Source organism: Shewanella sp. BC20 (assembly GCF_003129585.1).
Taxonomy (GTDB): domain Bacteria; phylum Pseudomonadota; class Gammaproteobacteria; order Enterobacterales; family Shewanellaceae; genus Shewanella; species Shewanella seohaensis.
Genome location: NZ_NHRI01000010.1, coordinates 143,145 through 159,883, shown reverse-complemented (window position 1 = coordinate 159,883; position 16,739 = coordinate 143,145). Strand labels below are relative to the sequence as shown.

The following is a 16,739-nucleotide window of genomic DNA, read 5'->3' as shown; positions in this document are numbered from 1 at the left end:
ACGACCTACTTAGCGACCGACGTTAGCAGCGATGGCTGTCGTCGGATGCGACGCAGTATCGACCTTGACCACGGCACTTAAACCGGGGACGACACGTGCCTCTTCTGAGAGATCTAAACGGATCCGCACCGGAATACGTTGCACGATTTTAGTGAAGTTACCCGTGGCATTTTCGGCGGGCAGCAGACTAAATTTGGCTCCGGACGCCGGCGACAGACTATCGATAACACCTGTAAAGGTTTTGTCGGGAAACGCATCGAGACTGACCTGCACCGGCTGTCCAGGTTGCATGTGTTGGATTTGGGTTTCTTTAAAGTTCGCCGTGATCCACACAGCCCCATCCGGAACCAAACTGTAGAGTGCCTGGCCGGGCTGTACATACTGCCCCACCATGGCGCCGCGTTTACCAATCACCCCAGAGAAAGGCGCGGTCACGCGGGTATCATTAAGCTGAATTTTAGCCAGCTCCAATGCCGCATTTGACTGTTCAACCACAGAGCCAGCTTGATTAAGCTGAGCATTGAACACGGCAAGCTCACGCTCTTTAGCCACTAACAGTGCCTTGGCTTCATCCAGCCCAGCGGCGGCAGAATCAAAACCCGCCTGCAATTGGTCGACATCGTCCTGTGAGCTGTAGTTGCTGACTTTTAACTTTTTAGCACGAGTTAACTGTTGCTCGGCGCGCAGTTTGTCGGCCTGCGCTGCGACCACGCCCGCACTCGCTTGACTGATCAACGCATGTTGTAATTCCACTTTAGCGGCTAAGGTTTGCAAATCGGCCTTAGCACTGGCGAGTGACGCCTCGGCTTGGCTGACTTTGGCGCTAAACTGGTTATCTTCAAGTTGCGCCAATAACTCACCCTTACGCACATGCTGGTTATCGGTCACATCGGATAACACCACATAACCCGGGACCTTCACGCTCACATGGGAGATATCGGCCTCAACATAGGCATTGTCAGTGGTTTCGATAAAACGTACTTGCGTCCACCAGTAATAGCCGCCCCCCGCGACAGCGGCGAGTATCAGTGGAACGGCGATGATGAGCTTACTTTTGGACATGAATGACTCCTTGATTAGTGAGTGCTAGTGTACTACTGTCTCATCACGTTTATTAGATAGTTAAAAATCAACCCACTGTTTCACAGGTGTAACAATCATGGATCTCAATCGTGTGCAGATATTTGCCCAAGTGGTCGAGCAAGGTAGCTTTACTGGCGCCGCCAAGGCCCTGGGTTTAACTAAGGCCACCGTCAGTCGCAAGATTGCCGAACTGGAGTCAGATACTGGCACCCAATTGTTATTCCGAACGACCCGCGCCCTCAAACTCACCGAGGCGGGATCGAGTTATTACAATCGGATCAATAAGATCTTGAGCGATCTACAGAGCGCCGAAAATCAGCTCAGCGCCCACCAGCAATTGATTAAAGGCAACCTAAAAATAGTGTGCCCCATCGAGTTAGGCCAATTGTTTCTCGGGCCTATTTTCGCCCAGTTTTTAACCCTTTATCCCGATATCACCATTGAGGCTGAGCTCACTAACCGTAAGGTCGATGTGATAGAAGAAGGCATCGATTTGTTATTCCAAATCGCCGACTCGAGCGATACGCGTCTGCAGAGTTATTCCTTAGTTAACGCCTACAAATCATTGATGGCAAGCCCAAGTTATTTAGCAGAGCATGGCACACCCAAAGTGCCGCAGGACTTAGCCAAGCATAAAGCGATTCGCTTACAGTCGGCACATATTGAAGGGGCGTGGAAGCTGTTTGATGGCCAGTCTTGGGTGGTGATTGAACCCGTCACGCAACTGACGGTAAACAATGTCACCATTGCCCGCGAAGCCGCCATTGCGGGGCTTGGCATTACGGCCGTGCCGTCGATTATTGCGCAAGAGGCGGTAGAGAAAGGTTATTTAGTGCGACTCCTCGATGATTACCCTATGGTGCAAACCAAAGTGGTGCTCAGTTACCCCAAACGGGCGTATTTACCACGCAAATATCGTGTCTTCATCGAATTTATCTATACCGCCCTGTTCAAACGCTGGGGTTCACAGGTATTAGAAGTGCCGGAATTTATTGGCCAGCAAGAACCAAACAACCCTCGTTCGACTTAACAATTGTAACCTTGCTGAGCTGAAATTAGCCGATGAAGGATAAATCCCGAAAGTCAGAATTGCCTTAATCCTTAAGCCCCTATAAGCTTGGCAAGGTAACAGGCAGCAAAAGACCCTTAGGTTTTCCTGATACAGTTAACACAATAAAATTTAACATTTCATTTTAATTTCGGAGGAAACCTAATGAGCTTAATTAAAGAGTTCAAGGCTTTTGCGTCCCGTGGCAATGTGATCGATATGGCGGTGGGTATTATCATCGGTGCCGCTTTTGGCAAGATAGTCTCATCCTTTGTAGCCGATATCATTATGCCGCCAATTGGGATCATCTTAGGTGGCGTGAATTTCAGCGATCTGAGCATAGTGTTGCAAGCCGCCCAGGGCGATGCGCCAGCGGTAGTGATTGCTTACGGTAAGTTCATCCAAACCGTTATCGACTTTACCATTATCGCCTTCGCAATTTTTATGGGCTTAAAAGCCATTAACAGCCTAAAACGCAAACAGGAAGAAGCGCCGAAAGCGCCACCTGCGCCTACCAAAGATCAAGAGCTATTATCAGAGATCCGCGATCTGCTTAAAGCGCAGCAAGAAAAATAAGCTCTCGCTATTTTCTTATCCAATTGATTGCAATAAAAAACCCATCGACTTCGATGGGTTTTGTTTTTTTATGCAAGTGCTCAGCTTACTCGGGCACGTCGTGCACTGTTTCGCTATAGTCTTGCACTACTTCGGCAACGCGGATGCGATAAGAGTTAAATAAGCAAGGCACAATGCCAGATTGCTCAGCAATGCTGTGGGCCATTTGATTACGCCATTGGGTAATAGAGGCCATATCATCCCAAAACGATAAGCTCAGCACCTTGCCATCGTCGGTTAAGCTCTGAAACCGTTCAATTGAAATCAGCCCCTGACGCCCTTCTAAATATTGGCGCATCTCAGCTGCCACGTGCAGATATTCTTCCTTGCCTTCTTTCGTGGGCACGACTTCAAAAATGACTGCGATCATAATGCTCTCCAGAGATAGTAATCCTTAATACCAGAGCTAAGCCTAGCCTAGATCGCGCACTATAGCTCACTGATTTTTAACTTTAACATTGAGCCTTGCCACAAAATGAGGCCAAGGCTCAACATCCCACTAGACGGGCGACTTATCGTGGCGATATAACCAGCGATACAGGGTCGGTAACACCAATAAGGTCAATGCAGTAGAGCTAAACAGCCCGCCGATAATCACCACCGCCAGCGGCTTTTGGATTTCGCTACCCACACCCGATGACACTAAGATGGGGATCAAGCCCAAGGCCGAGGTCAAGGCCGTCATCAGCACGGGGCGTAAACGGCCAACCGTGCCTTCGTAAACCGAGTCATAGAGCGACTCGCCGCTCTGCCTGCGCTGGTTTATCGAGTCTACTAACACCACACCATTGAGCACCGCCACCCCAAACAGCGTGATAAAACCAATGGAGCTCGGCACCGATAGATAAGTGCCGCTGACAAACAGCGCCACGATACCGCCGATCAATGCCAAAGGAACGTTTGCCATGATCAATAAGACCTGCTTCAGCGCACCAAAGGAGAAGTACAACAGCAAGGCAATCAAAGCGATAGAAATAGGCACCACCAACATCAGCTTTTGTTGTGCCCTCTGCTGGTTCTCGTACTGCCCACCGACAATCACAGTATATCCAGCGGGCAAATCGGCCAGAGGCACTAGCTCATAGATATCTTTAACCACAGATCCCATGTCCCGCCCCGCCACGTTAGCTTGCACCACCACGCGGCGCTGCACATCATCACGGCGAATATTCGGCGGCGCCATTTCCACCTCAACGCTGGCCACCTCACCTAAACGCACTGTGGCACCATTGCTACCGCTAAGGAGTAAATCCTTAATCACATCCGGGCTGCTGCGATACTCGGCTGCGAGGCGCAAATTGATGTCGTATCTCGCGTTACCGTCGATCACCTGTCCAGCACTGGCACCGCCTATCCCTTGGCTGACTAGCGACATCACTTGGTCGACACTGATGCCATAGCGGGCAAGCTGCGAGCGGTCTGGCCGCACTACCAGTTGCGCCTCACCACTGACCTGCTCGAGGGACACATCCACGGCGCCGGGGATTTTGGCCACCAGATCGGTGAGCACTTGTCCCTTTTCTGATAAGACATCTAAATCAGGGCCAAAAAGCTTAATCGCCAACTGCGCCTTTACCCCAGAGAGCAACTCATCGACCCGCGTCGCAATAGGTTGTGAGAAGGTGAGTAGCAGTCCGGGGAAGACACTGAGCTTTTCTTCCATCAGCCGCTGTAGCTCCAAACGCGAGCTAGCCGATTGCCATTCTTCGATGGGTTTAAGGCCGATATAGACTTCGATATTGCTGACAGGCTCAGGATCGCCGCCTAATTCGGGCGCACCGATACGGCTCAAGGCATATTCCACCTCGGGGAACTCCAGCAACATGGCCTCAAGCTTTGGCGCCACATCTAAAGAAGTGCCAAGGCTCGCGGTCGGTGCCAGCGTCACCCTTAGGTTGATGGTGCCTTCCTCTAGCTCGGGCACAAACTCGGTCCCCAGCCTGGGCAGCAAAACCATACTCATGGCAAACATCAGCAGCGCGCTGATCATCACTAACTTTGGCCGAGCAAGGGTTGCACTCAGCAGCTTGCGATAGGCTGAGTCCAAAGGTGCTAAGACAACGCTCTCCTTGAGCACGACGCCACGCTTAAACAGATAAACCGCCAGTGCAGGTACGGCAATCAAGGCCACCAGTAAAGCGGAAATCATCGCCAAAATAATGCTGACCGCCATAGGTTGAAACAACTTGCCCTCAACCCCTTCCAGCGCAAATAGCGGCGCAAATACCACAATGATGATGGCGGTCGCGAAGAAGATCGGACTGCAAACCTCTTTCGCCGCCAGCATAATGCGTACGGCCATGCTGTTATCCGCCTCAACAGCGCGAACACTACCATCCTCATCGCCATGGTATGGGTCGACCTCACCATCGGCGCGGCTTCTCGCCTGAGCTAAATGACGGCGGTCTGGCTGAGTTAAATGTTTGAAAATATTCTCAACCATCACCACAGAACCATCGACCAACATACCAATGGCCACCGCTAACCCACCAAGAGACATCAAGTTGGCAGAAAGGCCATAGTAAGACATCACCATTAGCGCCAAACCAATGGACACAGGGATAGACAGCAGCACCAACAGGGTGGCGCGAATATTCACAAGGAACAGCGCCAAGATCACCACGATAAACACAAAGGCCATCAGCAGCGCATCGCGCACTGTGGTAACGGCTTTATCCACTAAGTCCGCTTGGTCGTAAAACACCTCGAAGGACACGCCCTTGGGCAGCGCCTGCTCAATCAGATTAATCCGCGCATCGATATCATCAATCGTCGCCTTCGTGTTGGCGCCCATGCGCTTAAGCACGACGCCCGCCACCACTTCGCCCAAGGCTTGCGCCTGACCCGCCTCATCGCGGCGCGTCATAGTCACGGCCCCTACGCGGATCTCACTGCCAAAATCGACCTTAGCAATGTCGCCCACTCGCACAGGCGTGCCACGCACTTCAGTCAGCGGAATTTGAGCGATAGCAGCAAGCCCCGCTTCACCCGCGGGTAACATGCCATAACCCCGCACGACCAATTGCTCCTGGCCTTGGTCCATAAACCAACCACCGGCGTTGCGGTTATTGCTCTCAAGCGCCTCACTCACCTGCGCCATCGACAAGCCATAGGCTCGCAACTTGTTAGGGTCTACCTGCACTTGATACTGACGCACCTCTCCGCCAAAGGATAAAACATCGGTCACGCCGCCCACCGGCATCATGATCAGTTTAACGAGGTAATCGTTAAGGCTTCGCAGCTCGGCGGCATTAATGCCAGAGCTAGGGTCAGCCCGCAGAATGTACTGATAAATCTGCCCCAAACCTGAAGTGTTAGGGCCAATTTCTGGCACGCCCACCCCGCTTGGGATCATCTCCCGCGCCGCCTGTAACTGCTCAAACACTTGCTGACGGGCAAAGTAAATATCCGTGCCCTCGGCAAATACCACAGTCACGATAGACAAGCCTGTACGGGATAGTGAGCGTACCTCGGTCACCGCCGGTAAGGCATACATGGCCGACTCGACCGGATAACTGATAAGTTTTTCCACCTCTTCGGCGGCCAAGCCCTCGGCCGCGGTGTTGATAGTCACCTGCACATTGGTCACATCAGGAAAAGCATCCAGATTCAGTTTGGGCAACATGGCGACACTGGCGGCGACCACAGCGAGCAGTGCCAGTACCACTAATAGCCGATTTTTAATCGCGGCTTCGATTGCTTTTTGCAACATAAAAATTCCTCGCGCGCTAGCCCTAAGCCTTTAAAAAAGTTATCAAAATAGGGCTTGATAAGGGTTCACTAAACAGCTTTCATATCAGCACAACCATTAGTGGGCATGAATATCAAAGCCAGCTTTGGCCTGCTCCGATGCCAAGAAAAACGCCCCCTCAATCACCACTTTCTGTTGTGCCTGCCGCGCCTTATCTAACTCATCCCCGCGTACTAGGCTTAAGCCACGTTGACGCTGAACCAGCTCCACCTCTATGGCTTCAAAACCATCTTCGTCTTGAACAAAAATCTGCCAATCACCATCACCGCCACGTGTTAGCGCCGCATCGGGCAGGACGATTCCAGATGAGAAGCCCGATGAGGAAGCGGCTCCGTCTGCACTTGCAGGCGCATCGGCAAAGTAAAGCTCGGCAAATTGTCCCGCGTGCAACACATGCTCAGGGTTTGGCATGCTGACTAAAATCTGCTCGGTGCGCGTCACGCTATCCAGCTCATGGGAACGGCCGATAATCTTGCCCGCCAAGGTTTTATCCCCGACCTGCACTAACGCCGGGCCGCCGACATTCACATTGGCCGCCTGTGCTGGGGTTAATTGCGCTTCAACCCAAAGATGCGACTCATCGGTCAACTGCATTAATGGTGTGCCAGCGGTGAACACTTGACCTAGCATGGCGATATCCTGCTGCACACGGCCATCAATAGGCGCCAGTAACTGATAGCTGCCGATAGCTTCTGGGGTCGACTCTAAGGTGCGAATCTGTTCATCCGTCATTTTGATCGCCTCCAGAATCGCTCGCTTAAGTTCGGCATCGACCTGCGCCTGCATTCTGCGGCTCACGCTCACGGCGCTTTCACTCATGCGGCGCACACGGTTCCACTCGGCGGCGGCATTGATATATTCGGCCTGCGCCTTGGCGACTTCTGCCCCACCTAAGGTCAGTAAGGGCTCACCTTTTTTCACCTCTTGGCCGGGCACCACATGGCGCGCCTGCACCCGCACATCCAGCTGCGGCGCTAAGGTCGCGGTTCTATCACGGTCAACCACTAAAGTAGCCGTCGCCCGAATATCGAGATTAAGATTGCTAAGACTTAAGCTGTCGCTGCTCAGGGGCAACAGGCGCACGCCGGCAAGTTCCAACTGCGCAGGCGTCAGAGTGAGTGCCTGCTCACCATGGTCATCTTCTGTTGCACTTACGCTCTTTTCAGCGGTATTGGCCACCTTTTCAGCGCCGTGGTCATGGCCTTCACCCGCGAAGGTGGGGGCCGTAATAGTTAACGAGGTAAGCATCAGCGCCAGCGCTAAGCGGGAAGGAGTAAACAACGACCTTAAGCCCGTAGCAGACACAGTAGAAAAAGAATGGAAAATAGATTTCTGAGTGATTGAATTCATAGTGTTACCTCACGATTTACTCTGCTGGCACGGCATTTGTAGAAGAAATGGACGCTGATTTGTCGGCTAAATTGTCGATCACAGACAGCAGCTGACCGCTGTCCCCCATCCAAGTTAACCAACTCTGATAAATTGCCGTTTCGAGGTTTAAACCGACCAAATAGCTGGCCGCGAGTTGTCGCCGACTCTGCAAATACTCGCTAGTACTCACATCCCCCGAGCGCCAAAGCTCACTTAAGGATTTAGCGGCTTTGCCCCCCGAGGCTTCGACTCGCTCACGCCAATCTTGGTAGCGCGTCAGTAAACGGGGTAACGCATTGGCAAATTGTGCCTGTTTGGCCGTAAGTACTCGCTCACGGGCTAAGTAGTCCTGCTCCGCGATAGCGATGCCCTTGTCGGCAACCGACTGTAACTCGCTGTAGTTATTCCGCACCTGCAAAGGGATTGCCACGCCGATACCCAGCTTGTTGTCATCGCCTTCCTTTTCAACACCTAGGTTGATGGTGGGATCGGCCGCCGTGTCCGCCTTAACCTTGATGGCATTGGCCTTCGCCAGCAGCACCTGTTGATGGGCGCTGGTCAAGGCGGGCAAATCTGCTTTCGGGGACATCTTAGACACCAATTGGCCAATCTCGGGGATAAACTCCTTAAACTTGAGCTTGTCGACCCCGAGTAACTCGATCACTTTGCCATCGGCCACCAAGGCGGCTTGCTCGGCCATCGCATAGTCGGCGGTGTTACTCGCCAGTTCGAGCTTTAGCAGTTGCAACTCAACATCGGATAGATCCCCGGCAGCAAAACGCTGCTCGGCAATATTGAGCTGTGCCTGCGTAAACCTTAATTGCTGCTCGGCGAAGGTCAGCGCCTTATTGCTCTGCGCCTGCTCGGCCAGCGCCAATAGCCGCTCGGCCAACATCTGGCTGCGCTCTAAGCTAATGTCTGCTAACAGGATTTGCGCCTCAAGCTGGGCAAGGCGGGTCGCCACGCCACGCTTATCGCCCCAATCTAGGGTTTGGCTCAGCCCCAGGCTGTAGGTATCTGTGTCGGCATTTTGGTAATTGAGTCCAAGCTCAGGGTTATAGACGGCGCGATCCGCTGCGGCTATGGCCAGCTCCGCCTGTTGCTGCCGGGCTATTTGTGCCTGCACTTCAGGCAACTGATTAATTTGCTTGAGTAACTCAGGTAACCACTGATTGAGTGATGCCTGAGTCTCAGGGGCTAATAGGTTATCTGGTGCCAATTCAACCGATGCGGCGACTGAATCGCCCTTAAGCGCTTTGGCTTCTAGGGCTGGGGTTGCTGCAACAGCAGAGTTTACCTGTCCGCCGATTAGCACAAGTGCGCTAAACAGGCCGAACAAGGTCTGGGCGATAATGGTTTTCTTCATCGCAATTCCTAACAATATCTAAATAGGATTGGCACCACGCAATAGGCGGGTAAATGCCAATCAATGGCCCCAGAGGCAATCAGTGTCGATTCGGCTCAAAGCGCTAGCGCGAGCCATGGCCGTTCGAGGCCTAAAATCGATGCTTTGGGGATAAATAAAGGACTTATGGCGGCGCGCAATCACAAAACGATACGCAGCCTGCGATAAGCAGATATTGCAGGTTAAGCGATGGGAGGGCGGTACTTAGGTAATTGATCCGCGGAGAAATAAGTTAAATCAGCCGGCACATAGACCATATCAAACGCGACAGTCGTTTGGTTTTCGGTATGGGATAACAACGCCACATGACCGCCGTGACATTGGCAATCGAGGCAGAGGTCAAAATCTTGAATTTCAGTGGTTTGCACTAAGTGTGAGTGACCACTCACGCTCGCCGTTGCAATGCCCGACTTGAGCGCCGTTTCGCCAAACGCCTCGGCACTGAATCCGAGTGTCTGCTCATTGGAACACACACAATCCACACATTGGGCCAAGGTGGTCACGGGAGCACTAAATTGGAGATGGGGATGATTTTCGGCTTCTTCGGCGCCATTACCCGCATGTAACTGATGCGCACCCAAATTCGCGCCCGCAAATTGCAGCACGATAATGGCTATCAGTAGGGTGACCATTCGGCTAAAGAATGGCTTGGCGGTCGAAATCAAATATCACCTTTGGACAATTCAGTAGGTTGTAAAGCAATAGCTTGTGGAACTTCAGACAGGGATTCTAAGCATAAGTTCACAGCTTGCAACTAAAAAGAAGCCAAGCTGTGACGCTACTAGCTTGAAAAGCTTATTTAAACACGCAGTGTTTAGCGTAATCGGCGGCTTCGTTCGCCGTCCAATCGCCAGAAGGTTTATCCTTCATTTGCTTACACCAAGCTTCACTGCCCACCTCTGGCGCACAGGCACTCAAGCCTGCGGTAAAGGCCAACACTAAGGCGATAGCGCCTAATTTAGCGGTCGGTTTGGCAGTCATAGTTTTCAACAAAGACATAGTTAATTCCTTATAAGTAATACCCACCATGGGCCGTTAAAAAGTTGAACGTTTCGCAATCCAGTCGATGGCCTTGGCTTTTTGTTCTAAGGGGAACCAAGCCACTTCGCCCTGCATAAAAGGGCCGAGTAAACGCACAGCGTTACCCACCCAATCTGGGCCACCAACAAATACTAAGGCTTCAAAATTAGGGAGTTGGACTTCGCCGCTGCCCGTTAGCGACTCAAATTCCCAGCCTTCGAGTAAGACGTCCGCCTCGATATACAGGCAAACTTGTCCCCAATCCTTGCGGTAACTCTTAATGGCCGGCTGTAAACGGGTACGATAATCGGTTGATGAGAGTCGACCACTGGCGAAAAGACTGATAACACCCTTAGCAATATCGGGGATTTGGCATAACATAAAGGCACTCCGAAACGAGAACACTATTTTGCAAACGGGCAAACACGCCTGCCCAGCAAGAATGCGCCGATGATAACAAATCTATTGAAAAGCCATAAGCAGTTATTGCTCGCTTCTCAAAGCAATTGGACAAAACCCTAAGTCTGCCATGATAAAAATCTCAAACCGTGTGGAACTTCCGGAAAATGAAATCGAGTGGCAATTTATCCGCTCAAGCGGCGCTGGCGGGCAGAATGTCAATAAAGTCTCCACCGCCGCCCAATTGATTTTTGATATCAGAAACTCGTCATTACCCGAGTTTTATCAGCAGCGCCTGCTGCAAAAAGCCGATCATCGGATTACCGCCAGTGGCAAAATCATTATCAAATGTCAGGCGAGTCGCAGCCAAGAGGCGAATCGGCAAACCGCATTGGAGCAATTTATCGCTCTGGTTGCCAGCGTGGCCGAAGTGCCCAAAAAACGCATTCCAACCCGCGCGACCAAAAGCAGCCAAACCAAACGCTTAGATGCGAAAAAACAACGCGGTGCCACTAAAGCCATGCGACAGATTAAGTTTGATTAACCCCGCCGACAGCGCGGTGACATTCATAATGCAAAATCCGCCCGAACAGGTTAAGTTAATGGCATTCAACCCGTTAAGGCATGTCGTAAAAGGAAAGCGTAATGAATCATAAAGTTCTGCTCATCAATGGCCCCAATTTAAACCTCCTTGGCCGCCGTGAGCCCAGTGTTTACGGTCATCAAACCTTAGCCGATATCGTTGCCACTTTGAGTGAACAAGCTCAAGCAGCAGGTGTTGAACTTGAACATATTCAATCGAATGCCGAATTTGAGCTGATCAACGCTATCCATGCTACCGATGCGCAGATGATCATTATCAACCCCGCAGCCTTTACCCACACCAGTGTGGCCCTGCGTGACGCACTGCTTGGGGTAGATATTCCCTTCTTTGAAGTGCATTTATCCAATGTCCACGCTCGCGAGCCCTTCCGCCACCACTCCTATTTGTCCGATAAGGCCATTGGGGTGATTTGTGGTTTCGGCGCCCAAGGCTATGAGTTTGCCCTCGCGGCGGCGATTAAGAGATTGAAGGCATAAACGCGATTAGCGTGAGTACAGGGAGCCACAAGCCATGGCGGTTGACCTTCGAAAGATCAAAAAACTGATTGAATTAGTGCAGGAATCTGGGATTGCAGAACTGGCGATTACCGGAGGGGAAGAGTCCATTCGCATCACTCGCTACGGCCCACATCCCGCAAGCGCACCTGAAGGCGCGCATCATCCTACGCCCTCTTCAGCACTGACGCCAAAGCCTGCCAAAGCCCGTGACGCCCTGCCTGTGATTGAAGGTTTTGTGCAGCTATCGCCCATGGTCGGCACCTTCCATGCGTCGCAAGGCCAAACCGAAGCGCCATTGGTGTGCATAGGTCAAAGGGTGGCGCGCGGCGACACGCTTTGCATCATCGAAGCCATGCGGATGCAAAATCCTATCGAGGCCGAGCGCGACGGCATAGTCGGCGCCATTTGGGTGAAAGATGGGGACGATGTCGCCTTCGACCAGCCGCTATTTACCCTGATCTAAGCCTAAACGTCCAGAGAACACTAAGAGGTAAAGATGATACTGATTACTGGCGCAAGCAGTGGCTTAGGCGCGGCATTAGCCGCCCTGTATGCCAAGGATAACCAAGCACTTACACTGACGGGGCGCGATGCCAATCGCCTGCATACCGTGGCCAATGCCCTCAGCCCATTTTCGACCCAAAGCATCAGCGCCATTAGTGCCGATTTAGCCGACGAAGCGAGTGTCGAAGCGCTATTCGATGGTCTCATCGATACTCCCGACACGGTTATCCACTGCGCTGGCAGTGGTTACTTTGGCGCACTGGAAACCCAGGGCGCGAGTGAGATCCAAGCACTACTGAATAACAATGTCACTTCAACGATTCTGCTGGTACGTGAATTGGTGAAACGCTATAAACAGCAAGCGGTTAAGGTTGTGATCGTTATGTCTACCGCCGCCCTCGCCGCCAAAGCGGGTGAATCGACCTACTGCGCCGCCAAATGGGCGGTGCGGGGCTTTATCGAATCGGTACGTTTGGAGCTCAAGCAGAGTCCGATGAAGTTGATAGCGGTTTATCCCGGCGGTATGGATACCGGCTTTTGGCCGAGTAGTGGTAAGAGTCTAGATACCTCAAGCTTTATGTCCGCCGATGAGGCCGCAGGCATGCTAAAACAAGCACTGCTCGCCACTGAACATGGTTATATCGCCGATATCACCATACAAAGAGGTTAAGAGTTTACTTAAAGGCGGCGCAGATATAGATCTGCGCCGTCATAGTCAGCTTAATCAATGCAGTTTGCAGTACAAAGATTATCAGCGCGGCGACTCTCCCTGTGGGTTAACCACCACATGACTAAACCACCGAGGGATAACAGCGCTGCGGCATAGCCAGTCGCGGCGATGCCTTGGCCTGATAAGATCACTAAGCTGCCAACCCAAGGGCCAATCGCATTGGCAAGGTTAAAGGCACATTGTACTAAGGCGCCCGTCATGGCCTGCCCATCGGGGGCCACATCCATTAATCGCGCCTGTACTATGGTTGCCAGACCAATCCCCGAACCTACAAAGAATACAATCGGCATTAATGCCCAATAAGATCCCGTCAAACTCGGATACAGCGCCAACACTAAGGTGCTTAACACCAGCGACCAAAATGCAGCCGCCAGCGCCGACTTATCCGCCGCCCAGCCACAGACTAAAGTGCCTAAGGTGGCGCCAATCCCAAAGACCGCCATCATCACCGGGATTTTAAAGGGCTCGACTTGGGTGACTTGGATCAGCGTCTCGGCCAGATAGGTATACACACAGAAAATCCCGCCAAAACCGATAGCCGCAATGCCGAGCGTGAGCCAAACTTCGCGGTTCTTCAGGGTTTGCAGCTCTTTTTTCGGGCTGGCATTTTGCGGTACGGCGACATTTGGCGCGAGAAAATACAGCATCACGGCAGTTACGGCGGCAATAATCGCCACTATGCCGATACCTGAGCGCCAACCGACGGTTTGTCCCATCCAGGTCGCGAAGGGCACGCCAACGATAGTGGCTAAGGTTAAGCCGATAATCACCCGAGAAACCGCTCGAGCCTTCATCTCGGGAGGCACTAAGGACGCCGCCAGTAACATAGCCACCCCAAAGTAAGCCCCATGGGGCAAGCCACTTAAAAAGCGGAAAAAGACTAACCAATTCAAGCTGGGTGCTAGGGCGCTTAAGCCATTGGCAACCGCCATCATGGCGGCCAAGGCGATTAACAGCGTGCGCCGCTTAATCCTCACCCCCAGCACCATAATAATGGGCGAGCCCACCACCACCCCAAGGGCATAGGCGCTGATGGCATAACTCACATGAGCGACATCGACGCTTAAATCACTGGCGATATAAGGCACTAAGGTCATGGCGGCAAATTCTGTGGTGCCTAGGGCAAAGGTGCCTAATGCCAAGGCGAGTAACACCCAAAGCGCGCTGCTTTGAGCCTGAGTCTGGGGTTGAACTGCTTGCAAACGATTTCTCCGCGATTCTATAAAACGACAACTGGCTAAGAAAAAAATAGGAGCCCACTCGGGGCTCCCGTCGATAAGGCCTAAAACAAGATTACTTCACTAACTGTTCTTGATAGGTTTGGCTATTCCAATCGAAGGCGTAAAGCGTACCGTGCCACTCATATAAGGTACGGCCATCCTGTTGCACTATTCTGGCATTGCTCGGCAGGCTCGACACACTGCGCGCAGCCCGTGCACGGGGCACATTGGCAATTTGCTCCGCCGAGGCTGTTGATGCCCTAGCCGTCGATGCACCTGTCTGTGATATCACAGTCGCGCTATTTGTTGGCATATTCGACACCATACGGCCTTCGCTCGGCGAATATTGCATACTCGTTGTGACTCGCACTGGGGGCGAAACCGCCACTGGCGTATCATCATAGGCCATGGGAATAGACAAGCCTATGCCCGAATAGGGTGAATTCCAATAACGCGAGCTATTCCAGCCCCAATCGTTCCAACCGTTATTGTTCCAACCGTAGCCAAGATTCCAACCCGTGCCCCAGCCCGTCGCTAAGCCAACACCTAGGCCCAATCCCCACGGATAATAAGGACGATAATAGGGACGATAATGGCGATGGCTATCCCCATGTTTATGGTGATTATTGTAGTGATTGTCGTGGCGACCATGACTCTCGCTATGGCGATCATTGCCGCGATCGCGTGCCGCCGCCAGATTCGGCACGGCTAAGGTGCAAATCAGTAAGGCGCCCAGTAAGGACAAGGTAAAGCCTGTTTTATGCCAAGACACAGCCGACTTAGGTAAGCAAACTGATTGAAGTTGAAGATATTTATCTTTAACAAGGCATGGAAAGAGTGTCATATAAACCTCGAAATACCGGGCACTGGTCAAATAAACATCGACCTAGGACAAGCATTATACGCTTCCAAAGCTGGAAGATCACTGAATAGGTTAACCCTAAAACAGAAAAATGCTATAGTGCGCGCCACACGGATTTCCACTGCAGAGGCTATTTCCACATGAGTTTTAAGGATTTACGCAGCTTTATTGATCATCTGGAAGCCAATGGCGAACTCAAACGCATTAGCTACCCCGTTGATCCTCATTTAGAAATGACAGAGATCGCCGATCGCGTTCTACGCGCTAAAGGCCCTGCACTCCTATTCGAAAATCCAACGAATCATTCAATGCCAGTGCTGGCCAACCTCTTTGGTACCCCAAAACGCGTCGCCATGGCGCTGGGTAAAGAAGACCCGCTCGCGCTGCGAGATGTGGGTGAGCTGCTGGCGTTTTTAAAAGAACCCGAGCCACCACGCGGCTTTAAAGACGCGATTTCAAAAATCCCCATGTTTAAGCAAGCCTTGAATATGCCGCCTAAAACGGTGCGTAATCCCGCCTGTCAGCAAGTGGTAAAAACGGGCGATGAAGTCGATTTAACTCAGTTGCCGATTCAGCATTGCTGGCCGGGCGATGTCGCACCTTTGGTCACTTGGGGCTTAACCATTACCAAAGGTCCGCGTAAGAGTCGCCAAAACCTTGGGATCTACCGTCAGCAGTTGCTCGGCAAGAATAAACTCATTATGCGCTGGCTGTCCCACCGTGGTGGCGCCCTCGACTTTGCCGATTTTAAAGAGCAATTCCCCGGTGAGCGTTACCCTGTGGTGGTAGCCTTAGGCTCTGATCCTGTGACCATTTTAGGCGCGGTCACCCCAGTACCCGATGCCATGAGCGAATACGCCTTTGCAGGATTGCTGCGTGGCGAGCGCACCGAAGTCTGCAAGGCATTAAGCTGTGATTTAGAAGTGCCCGCCAGCAGCGAAATCATCCTCGAAGGCTATATCGATCCCGACGAAATGGCCGAAGAAGGCCCCTACGGCGACCACACGGGTTACTACAACGAGACGGATAAATTCCCAGTCTTTACCGTGACCCATATTACCCACCGTAGGGATCCGATTTACCACAGCACCTACACAGGCCGTCCACCGGATGAACCCGCCATGTTAGGTGTGGCACTCAATGAAGTGTTTGTGCCGATTTTGCGTAAGCAATATCCTGAAATTATTGATTTTTACCTGCCTCCCGAAGGTTGCTCCTATCGGATGGCGGTGATCTCGATTCGTAAACAATATCCTGGCCATGCGAAGCGGGTGATGATGGGCGCTTGGTCCTTCCTGCGCCAATTTATGTATACCAAGTTTATTGTGGTGGTCGACGACGATGTGAATTGCCGCGACTGGAACGATGTGATTTGGGCCATTACCACCCGTATGGACCCTAAGCGCGATACAGTGATGATCGATAACACGCCTATCGATTACCTCGACTTTGCCTCTCCCGTGGCGGGCCTCGGCTCCAAAATGGGCCTCGATGCGACTAATAAGTGGGAAGGCGAAACCAACCGCGAATGGGGTACACCGATCGTGATGGATCCTAAGGTTAAGCAAAAAATCGACTCAATCTGGGATGAGTTAGGCATAGACGACAGCCCAACCCTATAATTCAGCTT

Annotated in this window: 17 protein-coding genes; 7 read left to right on the top strand and 10 right to left on the bottom strand. The window is 52.1% G+C overall.

Going from position 1 to position 16,739, the window contains the following annotated elements; translation table 11 throughout:
• Window positions 1–9: 9 nt before the first annotated feature.
• A complete protein-coding gene (locus CBX96_RS12200; protein WP_109286885.1) occupies window positions 10–1,062 on the bottom strand; it encodes an HlyD family secretion protein in 1,053 nt (350 codons plus the stop codon).
• 97 nt (window positions 1,063–1,159) lie between these two features.
• On the opposite strand from CBX96_RS12200, the gene CBX96_RS12195 reads away from it, so the two are divergent.
• Together CBX96_RS12195 and mscL are read left to right on the top strand one after the other, a co-directional pair.
• Window positions 1,160–2,113, top strand: a complete 954-nt coding sequence (locus CBX96_RS12195) for a LysR family transcriptional regulator (RefSeq protein WP_109286884.1) — start codon at window positions 1,160–1,162, stop codon at window positions 2,111–2,113.
• Window positions 2,114–2,296: 183 nt separating this feature from the next.
• The gene (mscL, locus tag CBX96_RS12190; protein ID WP_011621323.1) at window positions 2,297–2,707 is read left to right on the top strand and encodes a large-conductance mechanosensitive channel protein MscL; all 411 of its coding nucleotides are present in this window, start codon (window positions 2,297–2,299) and stop codon (window positions 2,705–2,707) included.
• Between the two features lie 85 nt (window positions 2,708–2,792).
• Here mscL and CBX96_RS12185 read toward each other — a convergent pair whose 3' ends face one another.
• The 7 genes from CBX96_RS12185 to CBX96_RS12155 all read right to left on the bottom strand — a co-directional run bounded on the left by CBX96_RS12185 (window position 2,793) and on the right by CBX96_RS12155 (window position 10,674).
• A complete protein-coding gene (locus tag CBX96_RS12185) occupies window positions 2,793–3,116 on the bottom strand; it encodes an antibiotic biosynthesis monooxygenase (protein WP_011627310.1) in 324 nt (107 codons plus the stop codon).
• 129 nt (window positions 3,117–3,245) lie between these two features.
• Window positions 3,246–6,458, bottom strand: a complete 3,213-nt coding sequence (locus CBX96_RS12180) for an efflux RND transporter permease subunit (RefSeq protein ID WP_109286883.1) — start codon at window positions 6,456–6,458, stop codon at window positions 3,246–3,248.
• A gap of 96 nt (window positions 6,459–6,554) precedes the next feature.
• Window positions 6,555–7,847 (bottom strand): efflux RND transporter periplasmic adaptor subunit, encoded by a 1,293-nt coding sequence (locus CBX96_RS12175; protein WP_109286882.1) that lies wholly within the window; start codon window positions 7,845–7,847, stop codon window positions 6,555–6,557.
• Window positions 7,848–7,863: 16 nt separating this feature from the next.
• Window positions 7,864–9,234: a TolC family protein gene (locus CBX96_RS12170; RefSeq protein WP_109286881.1), complete on the bottom strand. Its 1,371-nt coding sequence runs from the start codon at window positions 9,232–9,234 to the stop codon at window positions 7,864–7,866.
• Between the two features lie 221 nt (window positions 9,235–9,455).
• Window positions 9,456–9,905, bottom strand: a complete 450-nt coding sequence (locus CBX96_RS12165) for a hypothetical protein (RefSeq protein WP_181382197.1) — start codon at window positions 9,903–9,905, stop codon at window positions 9,456–9,458.
• A 163-nt stretch (window positions 9,906–10,068) separates the two neighbouring features.
• A complete protein-coding gene (locus tag CBX96_RS12160; protein WP_011621316.1) occupies window positions 10,069–10,272 on the bottom strand; it encodes a DUF3012 domain-containing protein in 204 nt (67 codons plus the stop codon).
• 36 nt (window positions 10,273–10,308) lie between these two features.
• Window positions 10,309–10,674 carry an STAS/SEC14 domain-containing protein gene (locus CBX96_RS12155; RefSeq protein ID WP_011621315.1) on the bottom strand — a complete coding sequence of 122 codons (366 nt, stop codon included), beginning with the start codon at window positions 10,672–10,674 and terminating at the stop codon, window positions 10,309–10,311.
• Window positions 10,675–10,822: 148 nt separating this feature from the next.
• On the opposite strand from CBX96_RS12155, the gene arfB reads away from it, so the two are divergent.
• The 4 genes from arfB (at window position 10,823) to CBX96_RS12135 (ending at window position 12,967) form a co-directional block, all read left to right on the top strand.
• The gene (gene arfB / locus CBX96_RS12150) at window positions 10,823–11,236 is read left to right on the top strand and encodes an alternative ribosome rescue aminoacyl-tRNA hydrolase ArfB (protein ID WP_011621314.1); all 414 of its coding nucleotides are present in this window, start codon (window positions 10,823–10,825) and stop codon (window positions 11,234–11,236) included.
• Window positions 11,237–11,337: 101 nt separating this feature from the next.
• Entirely contained in the window at window positions 11,338–11,772 is a 435-nt protein-coding gene (gene aroQ / locus CBX96_RS12145) for a type II 3-dehydroquinate dehydratase (RefSeq protein WP_011621313.1), read from the top strand.
• A gap of 34 nt (window positions 11,773–11,806) precedes the next feature.
• A complete protein-coding gene (accB, locus tag CBX96_RS12140) occupies window positions 11,807–12,256 on the top strand; it encodes an acetyl-CoA carboxylase biotin carboxyl carrier protein (RefSeq protein WP_109286879.1) in 450 nt (149 codons plus the stop codon).
• 33 nt (window positions 12,257–12,289) lie between these two features.
• Entirely contained in the window at window positions 12,290–12,967 is a 678-nt protein-coding gene (locus tag CBX96_RS12135) for an SDR family NAD(P)-dependent oxidoreductase (protein WP_109286878.1), read from the top strand.
• Window positions 12,968–13,017: 50 nt separating this feature from the next.
• Here the strand turns inward: CBX96_RS12135 and CBX96_RS12130 are convergent, their stop codons facing one another.
• A complete protein-coding gene (locus CBX96_RS12130) occupies window positions 13,018–14,229 on the bottom strand; it encodes an MFS transporter (RefSeq protein ID WP_240520042.1) in 1,212 nt (403 codons plus the stop codon).
• A gap of 91 nt (window positions 14,230–14,320) precedes the next feature.
• Window positions 14,321–15,091 carry a hypothetical protein gene (locus CBX96_RS12125; RefSeq protein WP_109286877.1) on the bottom strand — a complete coding sequence of 257 codons (771 nt, stop codon included), beginning with the start codon at window positions 15,089–15,091 and terminating at the stop codon, window positions 14,321–14,323.
• 158 nt (window positions 15,092–15,249) lie between these two features.
• Here CBX96_RS12125 and ubiD point away from each other — a divergent pair, with 158 nt between their 5' ends.
• A complete protein-coding gene (gene ubiD, locus CBX96_RS12120; protein ID WP_109286876.1) occupies window positions 15,250–16,731 on the top strand; it encodes a 4-hydroxy-3-polyprenylbenzoate decarboxylase in 1,482 nt (493 codons plus the stop codon).
• Window positions 16,732–16,739: the final 8 nt, after the last annotated feature.

Bases quoted from the DNA above. Each gene is read 5' to 3' on its own strand.
- CBX96_RS12200 (WP_109286885.1), bottom strand. From the start codon at position 1,062: ATGTCCAAAAGTAAGCTCATCATCGCCGTTCCACTGATACTCGCCGCT.
- CBX96_RS12195 (WP_109286884.1), top strand. From the start codon at position 1,160: ATGGATCTCAATCGTGTGCAGATATTTGCCCAAGTGGTCGAGCAAGGT.
- mscL (WP_011621323.1), top strand. From the start codon at position 2,297: ATGAGCTTAATTAAAGAGTTCAAGGCTTTTGCGTCCCGTGGCAATGTG.
- CBX96_RS12185 (WP_011627310.1), bottom strand. From the start codon at position 3,116: ATGATCGCAGTCATTTTTGAAGTCGTGCCCACGAAAGAAGGCAAGGAA.
- CBX96_RS12180 (WP_109286883.1), bottom strand. From the start codon at position 6,458: ATGTTGCAAAAAGCAATCGAAGCCGCGATTAAAAATCGGCTATTAGTG.
- CBX96_RS12175 (WP_109286882.1), bottom strand. From the start codon at position 7,847: ATGAATTCAATCACTCAGAAATCTATTTTCCATTCTTTTTCTACTGTG.
- CBX96_RS12170 (WP_109286881.1), bottom strand. From the start codon at position 9,234: ATGAAGAAAACCATTATCGCCCAGACCTTGTTCGGCCTGTTTAGCGCA.
- CBX96_RS12165 (WP_181382197.1), bottom strand. From the start codon at position 9,905: ATGGTCACCCTACTGATAGCCATTATCGTGCTGCAATTTGCGGGCGCG.
- CBX96_RS12160 (WP_011621316.1), bottom strand. From the start codon at position 10,272: ATGTCTTTGTTGAAAACTATGACTGCCAAACCGACCGCTAAATTAGGC.
- CBX96_RS12155 (WP_011621315.1), bottom strand. From the start codon at position 10,674: ATGTTATGCCAAATCCCCGATATTGCTAAGGGTGTTATCAGTCTTTTC.
- arfB (WP_011621314.1), top strand. From the start codon at position 10,823: ATGATAAAAATCTCAAACCGTGTGGAACTTCCGGAAAATGAAATCGAG.
- aroQ (WP_011621313.1), top strand. From the start codon at position 11,338: ATGAATCATAAAGTTCTGCTCATCAATGGCCCCAATTTAAACCTCCTT.
- accB (WP_109286879.1), top strand. From the start codon at position 11,807: ATGGCGGTTGACCTTCGAAAGATCAAAAAACTGATTGAATTAGTGCAG.
- CBX96_RS12135 (WP_109286878.1), top strand. From the start codon at position 12,290: ATGATACTGATTACTGGCGCAAGCAGTGGCTTAGGCGCGGCATTAGCC.
- CBX96_RS12125 (WP_109286877.1), bottom strand. From the start codon at position 15,091: ATGACACTCTTTCCATGCCTTGTTAAAGATAAATATCTTCAACTTCAA.
- ubiD (WP_109286876.1), top strand. From the start codon at position 15,250: ATGAGTTTTAAGGATTTACGCAGCTTTATTGATCATCTGGAAGCCAAT.